1 protein-coding gene (cut by a window edge) is annotated in these 14555 nt (G+C 70.7%); it reads left to right on the top strand.

All coding sequences use genetic code 11. The features are described from left to right. Positions 1-14555 carry the 5' portion of an amino acid adenylation domain-containing protein gene (locus AB5J54_RS33465; protein WP_369147661.1) on the top strand. It continues 1531 nt past the right edge of the window, so the window shows 14555 of its 16086 coding nt (coding positions 1-14555); it begins with the start codon at positions 1-3; its stop codon lies beyond the right edge, outside the window.

Consider the following 14555-nt stretch of genomic DNA (forward strand, 5'->3'; position numbering starts at 1 on the left):
ATGGGTGCCTCCGCACAGGGTCCGTGGGATCTGATGTCCGGCCAGCTGGGGGTCTGGTACGCGCAGCAGCTCGCGCCTGACAATCCGGCGTACAACATCGGCGACTGCACGGAGATCCACGGCGAACTCGACGCGGATCTCTTCGTGCGTGCGCTGCGCCGCACGGTGCAGGAGGCGGAGGCTTTCCGTCTGCGCCTGTGTGTGGAGGGCGGGACGCCGCGGCAGTTCCTGGGGGAGGCCGGGGAGGTTCCGGTTCACGTGGCGGATCTCCGGGGGGAGGCTGATCCGCGTGCGGTGGCGCAGGAGTGGATCCAGGCTGATCTGGACACGCCGGTGGAGCTGGTGGGCGGGGCGCTGTCGGGGCATGCGTTCTTCGTGCTCGGGTCGGATCGCTTCCTGTGGTACCAGCGTGCTCATCACATCGTTCTCGACGGCAATGGTCTGTCGCAGTTCGCTGAGCGGCTGTCCCAGGTGTACGGGGTGCTTCGGGCGGGTGGGGATCCGGCCGAGAGTGCCTTGCGGTCGGTGTCGGAGCTGATCGAGACCGACGAGGTCTACCGGGATTCGCAGGAGCGTGACCGGGACCGGCGGTTCTGGCTGGAGGCGTTCTCGGACCAGGAGGAGGAGACGGCGTCCGAGGGGCCGCAGGGGCGGCGCCTCGCCGGCCGGCCGGTGACCCACCAGCAGGATCTCGGAGACGACGCGACCGCTCGGCTGCGGGCTGCCGCGAAGCGGCTTCGGGTCAGCTTCGCCGGTTTGGTGATCGCCGCGTCGGCCGTCTACCAGCACCGGTCCACCGGGGCGCAGGACGTCGTGCTCGGAGTGTCGGCCAGCGGCCGCACGAGCATGCGTGAGGTGGGCATCCCCGGCATGACATCGAACATCATGCCGATCAGGCTCAGGGTCCGTCCGGGCACGTCCGTCGAGGAGCTCGCGCGGCAGACGCAGCGAGCGGTCCACAGCGGTCTGCGTCATCAGCGCTACCAGTACCCGGACCTGCTCAGGGACCTGAAGCGGGTCGGCGGCACCCCGCTGTACGACATGATCGTCGACGTCATGGTGGCCGACCGCCGGATCGCGTTCGGCGACTGCGCGATCACCTGGACCGCCCTCTCCAGCGGGCCTGCCGAGGGCCTGAAGATCGACGTGTTCAGCAAGGTGGCCGAGGGCGGGGTGCAGACCCTCATCGAGATGAACCGCGAGCACCACGACGCCGAAGCGGCGTCGTCGGTGAGCCGCCGGTTCCTGGCCGTGCTGGACTGGTTCAGCAGTGCTCCGGCCACCGCCTCGGTCAGCACCGTCGACCTGCTCGACCCGGCTGAGCGACGGCTGGTGCTGGAGACCTGGAACGACACCGTGGTTCCCGGCGAGGCCCTGCCGGTACCGCAGCGGTTCGCGGCCCAGGTGGCCGCGACGCCGCAGGCGGTTGCCGTGGTGGCCGACGGCTCGGCGGTGTGCTACGCTGAACTGGACGCGCGAGCGAACCGGTTGGCGCACCACCTCCTCGCCCAGGGAGTCGGTGCGGAGTCGCCGGTGGGTCTGTGCCTGCCGCGCGGCCTGCAGGCGATCGAGGCGATCCTGGCGGTGTGGAAGGCGGGGGCGGCGTACGTGCCGCTGGACCCGGCGTACCCGGCGGAGCGGCTCGGCCAGATGCTGGCCGACAGCGGGGCCGGCCACGTGCTGGGCGAAGCGGCGCTGATCGAGGAGCTGGCGGCCCAGGGCGTGCGCACGATCGCCCTGGATGACCCGACGGTGCTGGCCGAGCTGGACGCACGACCCACCGCGGCGCCGGAACTCGACGTGATCGCCGACCAGTTGGCCTATGTGATCTACACCTCCGGCTCGACCGGCAAGCCCAAGGGCGTGGCCGTGACGCACCGCGGGCTCGCGAACTACGTGGCCTCGGTGCCAGGACACGTCGGCTTCGGTACGCCGGGCGGTAGGTATGCGCTGCTGCAGCCCACGGTGACGGACCTCGGTAACACCGTGGTGTTCGCGAGCCTGACGACCGGCGGTGAACTGCACATCCTGCAGGAGGGCGCGGTGACCGATCCGTCAGCCGTGGCCCAGTACCTGGCGGAGAACCGCATCGACTTCGTGAAGGTGGTGCCCTCGCACCTGGCGGCGCTGGGCGCGGCAGCCGGCCTGGCCGCTCTGATGCCGGCCGGGGCGCTGGTGCTGGGCGGCGAGGCGGCGTCGCCGACGCTGGTCGCCGGTCTGCTCGAAGTGGCCGGTGACCGTGGTGTGTTCAACCACTACGGGCCCACCGAGACGACCATCGGCGTGGTGGCCGGCCGACTCGACCGGAAGCCGGTTGCCGCGGGCGTGGTGCCGCTCGGGGTGCCGGTGGCCAACACCCGTGCCTACGTGCTGGACGGGTCGCTGAGCCCCGTTCCGGTCGGTGCGACGGGTGAGCTGTACGTGGCCGGTCCGCAGGTGGCGCGCGGGTATGTGGGGCGCGCCGGTCTGACCGCGGAGCGGTTCGTGGCCTGCCCGTTCGGCCCGGCCGGCGAGCGGATGTACGCGACGGGCGACCTGGTGCGGTGGACCACCGACGGCGAACTGGTGCACCTGGGCCGTACGGACGAGCAGGTGAAGGTGCGCGGCTTCCGGGTGGAGCCGGGTGAGGTGCAAGCGGTGCTGGCCGCGTACGAGTCGGTGGCACAGGCCGCCGTCGTCGTCCGCGAGGACTTCCCGGGCGACAAGCGCCTGGTGGCCTACGTCGTTCCCGCCGCCGCCGCGCGGACGGTTGACGCCGCGCGACTGAGTGAGCTCGTGTTCGTGTACCTGGCCGAGCGGCTGCCGGGGTACCTGGTGCCCTCCGCCGTGGTGGTGCTGGACGAGCTGCCCCTGACGGCCAACGGCAAGCTGAACCGCGCCGGCCTGCCTGCTCCGGACTATCTGTCCTCCACCGCCAAAGCCGTCGGCCGCGGTCCGGCGACGGTGCACGAGGAGATCCTCTGCGGTGTGTTCGCGCAGGTGCTGGGGGTGGCAAGGGTCGGCGTCGACGACGACTTCTTCGCTCTGGGCGGACACTCGCTGCTGGCGATCCGGCTGATCAGCCGGATCCGGACGGTCCTGAACGTCGAGTTGCCGATCCAGGTGTTCTTCGAGGTGCCGTCGCCGGCCGGGGTCGCGGCCTGGCTGGCCGAAACGGCGGTCACCGAAGGGCGTGCCGCGCTGGTGCCGGCGGAGCGGCCGGAGCGGGTGCCGCTGTCGTTCGCGCAGCGCCGCCTGTGGTTCCTGGGGCAGCTGGAGGGTCCGAGCGTCACCTACAACGCCTCGGTGGCGCTGCGACTGAGCGGAGACTTGGACCAGCAGGCACTGGCGGCCGCGTTCAAGGACGTGATCGGGCGGCACGAGGTGCTGCGCACGGTCCTGCCGGCGGTGGATGGTGAGCCGTATCAGCGTGTCCTGTCGGTGGAGGCGTGCGGGTTCGAGCTCGCGGTGGTCGAGGTGGCGCCGGAAGAGCTGGACGGCGCGGTGGCCGAGGCCTCGGGTTACGCGTTCGACCTGTCGGCGGAGATCCCGCTGCGGGCGACGGTGTTCGCGGTGGCGCCCCAGGAGCACGTGCTGGTGGTGCTCGTGCACCACATCGCGGGTGATGGTTGGTCGACGGGGCCCATGCTGCGGGATGTGTCGGCGGCGTACGCGGCACGGCTGGGCGGTGCGGCGCCGGAGTGGGAGCCGTTGCCGGTGCAGTACGCGGATTACGCGTTGTGGCAGCGGGAGCTGCTCGGCGACGAGAACGATCCGCAGAGCGTGATCTCGGGGCAGGTCGCGTACTGGCGCGAGGCGTTGGCGGGGGCGCCGGAGGAGCTGGAGCTGCCGACCGATCACCGGCGCCCGGCTGTCGCCTCGTACCGTGGGCACGAGGTGCCGCTGGACGCCCCGGCCGAGCTGCATGCGCGGGTGCGGGAGGTGGCGCGTGAGCGGGGGGTGACCCTGTTCATGGTGCTGCAGGCGGCGTTGGCGGTCACCCTGAACCGGATCGGCGCGGGCGCGGACATCCCGATCGGGTCGCCGGTCGCCGGGCGCACCGACGAGGCGCTCAACGACCTGGTCGGGTTCTTCGTCAACACCTTGGTGGTGCGGACCGACCTGTCCGGCGACCCGACCTTCGACGAGGTATTGGAGCGGGTCCGGGAGACCAGCCTGGGGGCGTTCGCGCACCAGGACGTGCCGTTCGAGAAGCTGGTCGAGGAGCTGTCGCCGACCCGGTCGATGGCACGCCAGCCGCTGTTCCAGGTCGTGCTCACCCTGCAGAACACGGAATCGGCACAGCTGGAGCTGCCCGGTCTGCGCGCCGACCGGATGCCCACCGGTCTGGTGCTCGGCAAGTTCGACCTGGACCTGAACCTGAGCGAGGCGTTCGACGCCGACGGTGCGCCGGCCGGCTTGCGGGGTGTGCTCCTGGCGGCGGCGGACTTGTTCGATGCGCAGTCCGTGCGGCGGATCGCGGGCTGGTTGCTCCAGGTTCTGGAGACGGTGACGGCGCAGCCGGAGACGCGGTTGAGTGCCGTGGACGTGATGGGCGCGGATGAGCGTCGCCTGCTCCTGGAGGAGTGGAACGAGACGCCGGTTGAGGTGGCGTCGTCGACGTTGCCGGAGCTGTTCGCTGCGCAGGTGGTGCGGACGCCGGATGCGGTGGCGCTGGTCTTCGAGGGCGTCGAGCTGTCGTACGCGGAGTTGGATGCGCGGGCGAACCGGCTGGCGCGGCTGCTGGTCGGGCGAGGTGTGGGCCCGGAATCGGTGGTCGCGGTGCTGATGGAGCGCGGCGTGGAGCTGGTGGTGGCGCTGCTGGCGGTCGTGAAGGCGGGGGGCGCGTATCTGCCGGTCGATCCGGCGTATCCGGATGACCGGATCGGGTTCACGCTGGGTGATGCGGGTGCGCGCCTGGTGCTGACCTCGGCCGAACTGGCCGGTCGGCTGGGTGGGTTCGGTGTCGAGGTGGCGGCGCTGGACGAGCCGTCGGTGGTGGAGGAGTTGGCGTCGCTCGATGACGCGGCGGTGGAGGGTGTCGTGTCGCCGGGGCATCCGGCGTATGTGATCTACACCTCCGGGTCGACGGGTCGGCCCAAGGGTGTGGTGGTGACGCATGCCAATGTGACCGGGTTGTTCGCGCAGACCGGGCCGCTGTTCGGCGGCTTCGGGGCGGACGATGTGTGGTCGTGCTTCCATTCGTTCGCGTTCGATTTCTCGGTGTGGGAGTTGTGGGGTGCGCTGCTGCACGGGGGTCGGGTGGTGGTGGTCCCGCATGGGGTGTCGCGGTCGCCGCAGGAGTTCCTGGCGCTGATCGAGCGCGAGCGGGTGACGGTGCTGAGTCAGACGCCGTCGGCGTTCTACCAGCTGGCGGCCGTGGAGGAGCAGCGGCCCGGCGCGGTGGCCTCGGTGCGTGCGGTGGTGTTCGGTGGCGAGGCGCTGGACCCGGACCGGCTGAGCGGCTGGTGGGGGCGTCACGGTGATGGTGGTCCGCGGTTGGTGAACATGTATGGCATCACCGAGACCACGGTGCATGTGACGTTCCGCGAGCTGTCCTCGGGTGAGGGCGGGTCGGGCAGTGTGATCGGGCGCGGTATTCCGGGTCTGGGTGTGTATGTGCTGGACGAGTTCCTGCGGCCGGTTCCGGTGGGCGTGACGGGTGAGATGTATGTCGCGGGCGGGCAGTTGGCGCGGGGGTATCTGGGTCGTCCGGGGTTGACCGGGGAGCGGTTCGTGGCGTCGCCGTTCGGGGTGCCGGGTGGGCGGTTGTACCGCACGGGTGACCGGGCGAAGTGGTCGGGCGACGGCGAGTTGGTGTTCGCGGGTCGTGCGGACGAGCAGGTGAAGATCCGTGGTTTCCGGATCGAGCCGGGTGAGGTGCAGGCCGTCCTGGCCGCACACCCGGGCCTGGAGCAGGCCGTGGTGCTGGTCCGTGAGGACGTGCCGGGTGACAAGCGCCTGGTGGCGTACGTCATCCCGGACGGTGACAGTGACGAACTCGCCTCGTCTGTCCGTGAGTTCGTCGCTGAGCGGTTGCCGGCGTACATGGTTCCGTCGGCGGTCGTGGTGCTGGACGGGCTGCCACTGACGGTGAACGGCAAGGTGGACCGCAAGGCGCTGCCGGCGCCGGAGTACGCGGCGGGTGCGGGTCGGGCGCCGGCGACGGTGCAGGAGGAGTTGTTGTGCCAGGCGTTCGCGCAGACTCTGGGTCTGCCGGCGGTGGGTGTGGACGACGACTTCTTCTCGCTGGGTGGACACTCGTTGCTGGCGATGCGGCTGCTGAGTCGGATCCGTTCGGTGCTGGGTGTGGAGTTGGCGGTCCGTGAGCTGTTCGAGGCGCCGACGCCGGCGAGCCTGGCGGGACGGCTTGGGCAGGCCCGCGAGGGCCGGTTGGCACTGCGTGCGATGGAGCGTCCGGAGCGGGTGCGGTTGTCGTTCGCGCAGCGTCGTCTGTGGTTCCTCGGTGAGTTGGAGGGTGCGAGCGCGACCTACAACACTCCGATGGCTCTGCGCCTGTCCGGGGAGGTGGACCGGGAGGCCCTCGCGGAGGCGCTGCGGGATGTCATCGGGCGGCACGAGGTGCTGCGGACGGTGTTCCCGGCAGTCGATGGTGAGCCGTACCAGCGGGTTCTCGCTGTGGAGGAGTGCGGGTTCGAGCTCTCGACGGTCGAGGTGGCGTCGGAGGGGCTGGAGGACGCACTGGCTGAGGCGGGCCGGTATGCGTTCGACTTCTCGTCCGAGATTCCGCTGCGGGCGACGCTGTTCGCGGTGAGTTCGGTCGAGCATGTGCTGGTGCTGCTGTCGCATCACATCGCCATGGACGGCTGGTCGAGTGCTCCGCTGGTGCGGGACCTGTCGGCGGCGTATGCGGCGCGGTTGGGTGGCGTGGCTCCGGTGTGGGAGTCGCTGCCGGTGCAGTATGCGGATTTCGCTCTGTGGCAGCGGAAGTTGCTGGGTGACGAGCGGGATCCGTCGAGTGTGCTGTCGCGCCAGGTGGATTACTGGCGTGAGGCGCTGGCCGGAGCTCCGGAGGAGCTGCCGCTGCCGTTCGATCGGCCGCGTCCGGCGGTCGCCTCGCACCGTGCCCACACCGTGGAGCTGGATGTTCCGGCCGAACTGCACGGGCGCTTGGTGGAGTTGGCGCGTGAGCGTGGGGTGACCATGTTCATGGTGCTGCAGGCGGCTGTTGCGGTGACGCTCAGCCGACTGGGTGCGGGGGCCGACATCCCGATCGGGTCGGCGATCGCCGGGCGTACGGATGAGGCGTTGAACGATCTGGTCGGGTGCTTCGTCAACACGGTTGTCGTGCGGACGGATCTGTCGGGGGACCCGACGTTCGAGGAGGTTCTCGGGCGGGTGCGCGAGGCGGGGTTGAGCGCGCTGGAGAACCAGGATGTGCCGTTCGAGAAGCTGGTGGAGGAGTTGGCGCCGGCGCGCTCGCTGGCCCGGCACCCGCTGTTCCAGGTCGTCCTGACCCTTCAGAACACCGGCTTGATCGCGGATGGCGGTGCGCTGGACCTGCCTGGCCTGGGGGCCGAACCGTTGCTGCTGGGCCGGGCGATGGCGAAGTTCGACCTCGATGTGATCCTGGGTGAGGCGTTCGGTGCGCAGGGCGCGCCGGCGGGGATCCGAGGCATGCTGACGGCGGCGGCGGATCTGTTCGATGAGGGTGTCGCCGGTCGGGTCGCGGGCTCTCTGGTGCGGGTGCTGACGGCGATGGCCGATGACCCGCGGACCCGGGTCGACACGGTGGGTGTGCTCGGTGCGGACGAGCGTCGCCGGGTGCTGTCGGAGTGGAACGACACCGGTGCTGCCGGATCCGGGTTGATGGTTCCGCAGGTGTTCGAGGCACAGGTGGCGCGGACGCCGGATGCGGTGGCCGTGGTGTCCGGTGGTGTGTCGGTGTCGTATGCGGAGTTGGATGCGCGGGCCAACCGCCTTGCCCACTATCTGGTCAGCCAGGGTGTGGGTCCGGAGTCGGTGGTGGGGTTGGCGTTGCCGCGCGGTGTGGAGATGATCGCCGGGATTCTGGCGGTGTGGAAGGCGGGGGCGGGTTATCTGCCGGTGGACGTGTCCCAGCCGGCGGAGCGGGTCGCGTTCACGGTGAAGGATTCGCGGGCGCAGTTGGTGTTGACCACTGATGAGGTGCTGGAGGACCTGCCGTCGGTGGGTGTGCGTCTGGTGGCGGTGGACGGCACGTTGACGGCGATGCAGCTGTCGGCGGCGCCGACCACCACGCCTGGCGTGGCGGTGGATCCGCGGTCGCTGGCGTATGTGATCTACACCTCCGGTTCGACGGGGCGTCCGAAGGGCGTGGCCGTGACGCACGGGGGTCTGGCGAACTACGTCTCCTCGGTGCCGGCCCGGGTCGGCTTCGAGGGTGGTAGGTATGCGCTGTTGCAGGCGCAGGCGACCGACCTGGGGAACACGGTGCTGTTCGCGAGCCTGCTGTCGGGTGGTGAGCTGCATGTCCTGGACGAGGAGGCGGTCACCGATCCGCGTCTGGTCGCGGACTATCTGGCCGAGCACGGGATCGACTTCTTGAAGGTGGTGCCCTCGCACCTGGCGGCGCTGGGTGCGGTGGGTGGTTTGGAGCGTGTGCTGCCGGGTCGGTCGGTGGTGCTGGGTGGTGAGGCCGCCTCGCCGGCGTGGGTGGCGGAGCTGCTGGCGGCTGCCGGTGAGCGGGATGTGTTCAACCATTACGGTCCGACGGAGACCACGATCGGTGTGGCGACCACCCGTCTGACGTCGGGTGGGGCGGTGCCGGTGGGTTCGCCGGCGGCCAACACCCGCTTCTACGTGCTGGACGAGCGCCTCGAACCGGTGCCGGTGGGTGTGGCGGGTGAGTTGTATGTGGCGGGTGCGCAGCTGGCGCGCGGCTATGTGCGCCGTCCTGGCTTGACCGCGGAGCGATTCGTCGCCGACCCGTACGGGCCGGCGGGCGGCCGGCTGTACCGCACGGGTGACCGCGCGAAGTGGTCGGGTGAGGGCGAGATCGTGTTCCTGGGCCGTGCGGACGAGCAGGTGAAGATCCGTGGTTTCCGGATCGAGCCGGGTGAGGTGGCCAGTGCCCTGACGGCTCACCCGCTGATCGCCCAGGCGGCCGTGATCGCCCGTGAGGACACCCCGGGGGACAAGCGCCTGGTCGCCTATGTGGTCGCGGACGACCCGGAGGATGTGGACGAGACACTCGCGGACGGGGTGCGGACGTTCGTCGCCGCCCGGTTGCCGGAGCACATGGTGCCCTCCGCTGTGGTGGTGTTGGACGCCCTGCCGCTGACGGGCAACGGGAAGTTGGACCGCAAGGCGCTGCCCGCGCCGGACTTCGCGTCGGTCGGTGGGGTGTCGAGCCGTGGGCCGGCATCGGTGCAGGAGGAGATCCTGTGCGAGGCGTTCGCCGAGGTCCTCGGGCTGGAGAGCGTCGGCGTCGATGACGACTTCTTCGCCTTGGGTGGACATTCGCTGTTGGCTGTGTCGTTGGTGGAGATGCTGCGGGCGCGCGGGGTCTCGGTGTCGGTGAAGGCGCTGTTCCAGACGTCGACCCCGGCGGGCCTGGCGGTCGAGGTGGGTGCGGAGCAGGTCGTCGTGCCGGCGAACCTCATCCCCGAGGACGCCACGGAGATCACCCCGGAGATGCTGCCGCTGGTGGAGCTGACCGAGGCCGAGCTCGAGTTGATCGTGGCGAAGGTGCCCGGTGGCGCCGCGAACGTCGCGGACGTCTACCCGCTGGCCCCGCTCCAGGAGGGCATCCTCTTCCACCACTTGATGAAGGCCGGGCGTGAGGGTGAGCGGGATGTGTATGCCGGGCCGACGGTGCTCGGGTTCGACTCCCGCACGCGGCTCGACTCCTTCCTGAACGCGTTGCAGCGGGTGATCGACCGGCACGACGTGTACCGCACGGCGATCGTGTGGGAGGGGCTGCGCGAGCCCGTCCAGGTCGTGGCCCGACACGCCGAACTGCCGGTCCGGGAGGTCGTGCTGGACCCGCAGGGTGCGGACGCGACGCAGCAGCTGCTGTCCATCGGCGGCGCCTGGATGGAGCTGGACCGTGCTCCGCTGATGGACGTGCACATCGCCGCCGAACCGAAGGGCGACGGCTGGCTGGCCCTGCTGCGCGTCCACCACCTGGTGCGGGATGACACCACGACGGACGCGCTGCTGGGGGAGGTGCGTGCCTTCCTGACAGGGCGGGGCGAGTCGCTGTCCAAGGGGCTGCCGTTCCGCGACTTCGTCGTCCAGGCCCGCCTCGGTGTGCCGCGCGCGGAGCATGAGCGGTACTTCGCCGGGCTGCTGGGCGACGTCACCGAGACCACCGCCCCGTTCGGCCTGCTGGACGTGCACGGAGACGGCACGACCGCGGTGTCGGTGCGTTCCTCGGTGGAGGCTGAGCTCACGCTTCGACTGCGGGCCGTCGCGCGCCGGATGGCCGTGAGTCCGGCGACGGTGTTCCACCTGGCGTGGGCGCGGGTGCTGGCCGCGGTGAGCGGTCGTGAGGACGTGGTGTTCGGCACGGTGCTGTTCGGCCGGATGAACGCCGGGGCCGGTGCCGACCGGCTCCAGGGTCCGTGCCTCAACACGCTCCCGGTGCGGGTGCGGGTCGGCACCTCCGCCGTGGGCGAGGCGCTGGCCGGGATGCGGCAGCAGTTGGCCGAGCTGCTGGTGCACGAGCACGCGCCGCTGGTGCTCGCGCAGCAGGCGAGCGGTGTGGCGGGCGGCAGCCCGCTGTTCACCGCCCTCTTCAACTACCGCAACGGCCGCGGCGGTACGACGGAGCTCGGCGCGGATCTGGGCACCGGGTTGGAGGAAGTGCGGATCCTTGCCGCCGAAGGGCGCACCAACTACCCCCTGGTCGCGAACGTCGATGATGACGGGAACGGGTTCAGCCTGACCATCGACGCGGTGGCGCCGGCCGATGCGGAGCAGGTGGGCACGATGCTGCACACCTGCCTCCTCCAGCTCGTGACCGCGTTGGAGGAGGATCCGCAGGCGCGGTTCGCGGCGCTCGACGTGCTGGCTGCGGATGAGCGCCGGCTGGTGGTGGAGAAGTGGAACGACACGGCGGTCGAGGTCGAGGCGTCGACGTTGCCGGGGTTGTTCGCTGCGCAGGTGGCGCGGACGCCGGATGCGGTGGCGCTGGTCTTCGAGGGCGTCGAGCTGTCGTACGCGGAGTTGGACGCGCGGGCGAACCGGCTGGCGCGGCTGCTGATCGGCCGGGGTGTGGGCCCGGAGTCGGTGGTCGCGGTGCTGATGGAGCGCGGCGTGGAGCTGGTGGTGTCGCTGCTGGCCGTGCTGAAGGCCGGTGGCGCTTACCTGCCGGTGGATCCGGAGTATCCGGCCGGTCGTATCGAGGCCGTCCTCGCCGATGCCGGGCCGGTGTGCGTGCTCAGCACCACCGCCCTGACCGGGGTGGTGCCGGATGGCGTGGCCCGGGTTGCAGTCGACGATCCCGCGGTGGTCGCGGAGTCGGCGGGTCTGTCGGCGCAGGCTCCCGTGGTGGGGGTGCTGCCCGGGCATCCCGCGTATGTGATCTTCACGTCGGGCTCCACCGGGCGTCCGAAGGGCGTTGCGGTGCCGCATGCGGGGATCGTGAACCGTCTGGCGTGGATGCAGGAGCTCTCCGGGCTGTCGGCCGGGGATCGGGTGCTGCAGAAGACGCCGTTCGGGTTCGACGTCAGCGTGTGGGAGTTCTTCTGGCCGCTGGTGCAGGGTGCGGCGCTGGTGCTCGCCCGTCCGGGTGGGCACCGGGAGCCGGCCTACCTGGCCGAGTTGATTCAGCGCCAGAACATCACGGTGACGCACTTCGTGCCGTCGATGCTGGAGACGTTCCTGCGCGAGCCGGCGGCCGCCGACTGCACCGGGCTGCGGTCGGTGTTCTGCAGTGGTGAGGCGCTGCCGGCGCCGCTGCGGGACCGGTTCCTCGAACTGCTGGACGGCGTCCCGCTGTTCAACCTGTACGGGCCCACGGAGGCGTCCGTCGACGTCACGGCCGCGCGCTGTGCCGTCAGCGACGGTGCGGTGGTGCCGATCGGTGGGCCGGTGGCCAACACCCGGGTGTATGTGCTGGACGGTTCGCTGTCCCCGGTGCCGGTGGGTGTCGAGGGTGAGCTGTATCTGGCGGGTGTGCAGCTGGCGCGCGGATATGTGGGTCGTGCCGGGCTGACCGCGGAGCGGTTCGTGGCCTGCCCGTTCACCGAGAGCGGGAGGATGTACCGCACGGGTGACCGGGTCCGCTGGAACGCCGACGGCGAGCTGGTGTATCTGGGCCGTGCGGACGAGCAGGTGAAGATACGCGGCTTCCGGATCGAGCCCGGCGAGGTCCAGGCCGTCTTGGCCGCCCACCCTGCCGTGGCCCAGGTCGCGGTTGTCGCTCGTGAGGACGTCCCGGGTGACATCCGCCTGGTGGCGTACGCCGTTCCGGCCGGATCGGACACGCCGTCGGCCGAACTCGTCTCCCTGGTGCGGGAGTTCGCGGGTGACCGGCTGCCGTCCTACATGGTTCCTTCGGCGGTCGTGCTGCTGGACGCGTTGCCGATGACGGTCAACGGCAAGCTGGACCGCAAGGCCCTGCCCGTCCCCGAGTTCGCCGCCGGTGCGGGCCGGGCACCGGCCAGCGTGCGGGAGGAGATCCTCTGCGAGGCGTTCGCCGAGGTCCTCGGCTTGCCGGCGGTCGGGGTCGATGACGACTTCTTCACGCTGGGCGGCCATTCGCTGCTGGCGGTGGCCCTGGTGGAACGTCTGCGAGTGCGGGGTGTGTCCGTGGCGGTGCGGGCGCTCTTCGAGACGCCGACGGTGGCCGGGCTGGCAGCCGCACAGGCCTCCGAGGGGGTCGTGGTGCCGGCGAACCTCATTCCCGTCGACGCGCGGGAGATCACGCCGGAGATGCTGCCCCTGGTGGACTTGGACGCCACCGAGATCGAGCGGATCGTGGCCACGGTGGAGGGCGGTGCGGCCAATGTGGCGGATGTGTACCCGCTGGCTCCGCTCCAGGAGGGCATGCTCTTCCACCACGTGATGGCGGATCAGGGCGCCGAGGCGGATGTGTACATGCGTCCGTCGGTGTTGGGGTTCGACTCGCGGGAGCGGGTGGACGCGTTCCTGGACGCGCTGCGGGAGGTGATCGACCGGCATGACGTCTACCGCACGGCGTTCGTGTGGGAGGGGCTGCGCGAGCCGGTGCAGGTGGTGTTGCGTCGGGTGGAGCTGCCGGTACAGGAGGTCGTTCTGGACCCGCAGGGCCCTGACCCGGTGGAGCAGTTGGCGGCCGTCGGCGGTTCGTGGATGGATCTGACCCGGGCGCCCCTGATGACGGTCCACCTCGCGGCGGAGCCCGGCGGTGACCGCTGGCTGGCACTGCTGCGAACCCACCACCTGGTGCAGGACCACACCTCCGTGGACGTGCTGTTCGGGGAGCTTCGGGCGTTCATGTCCGGTCGGGGCGACGCGCTGCCGGCGCCGCTGCCGTTCCGCGACTTCGTCGCGCAGGCCCGCCTGGGCACGCCGCGCGAGGAGCACGAGCGGTACTTCGCCGAGTTGCTCGGCGACGTCACCGAGACGACGGCGCCGTTCGGTGTGCTGGACGCGTACGGCGACGGCAGTACCACCCACCAGGCACGCCTGGTGGTGGACGATGAACTGTCCGTCCGCATACGTGAGTTGGCGCGGCGCGAGGGCGTCAGTGCGGCCACCGTCCTCCACCTGGCGTGGGCGCGGGTGCTGGGTGTGGTCAGCGGCCGTGACGACGTGGTGTTCGGCACGGTGCTGTTCGGCCGGATGAACTCCGGGGCGGGTGCCGATCGGGTGCCGGGCCTGTTCCTCAACACGCTGCCGGTGCGGGTGCGGTTGGACGAGCAGAGCGTGGGTGGGGCGCTGTCCGGGATGCGGCGCCAGTTGGCGGGGCTGCTGGTGCACGAGCACGCGCCGCTGTCACTGGCGCAGCAGGCGAGCGGGATGACGGGCGGCAGCCCGCTGTTCACCTCGATCTTCAACTACCGGCACAATCAGGCCGCCGCGCGGAACTTCGACTCGGGCTTCGAGGGCGTCGGCGTGCTCTCCACGCGGGACCTGACCAACTACCCCCTGAGCATTGCCGTCGACGACGATCAGACGAGGTTCGGCCTGACCGTCGACGCGGTGGCCTCGATCGACCCGCAGCAGGTGGGGTCGCTGTTGCACACCTGCCTGCGCAATCTGGTCGCGGCCCTGGAGGATGCTCCGGAGCAGACGCGGCTGGGAGAGGTCGGCGTCCTCGGTGAGGCGGAGCGGGAGCGGCTCCTGACCGACTGGAACGACACGTGTGTTGCTCCTCCTGCGCTGTCGGTGGCGGAGGTGTTTGCGGCGCAGGTGGCGCGGACGCCGGATGCGGTGGCGGTGGTGTGCGGGGACGTGGAGCTGTCGTACGCGGAGTTGGATGTGCGGGCCGCTGCGTTGGCCGGTGTGCTGCGGGATCACGGGGTCGGCGCGGAGTCGCTGGTCGGTGTGGTGATGGACCGCTCGGTCGAGCTGCTGGTGGCGTTGCTGGCGGTGGTGAAGGCGGGTGGTGCGTATCTGCCGGTGGATGTGGAGTATCCGTCGGA

Origin of the sequence: Streptomyces sp. R44 (assembly GCF_041053105.1) — a bacterium.
Classification (GTDB): Bacteria; Actinomycetota; Actinomycetes; order Streptomycetales; family Streptomycetaceae; genus Streptomyces.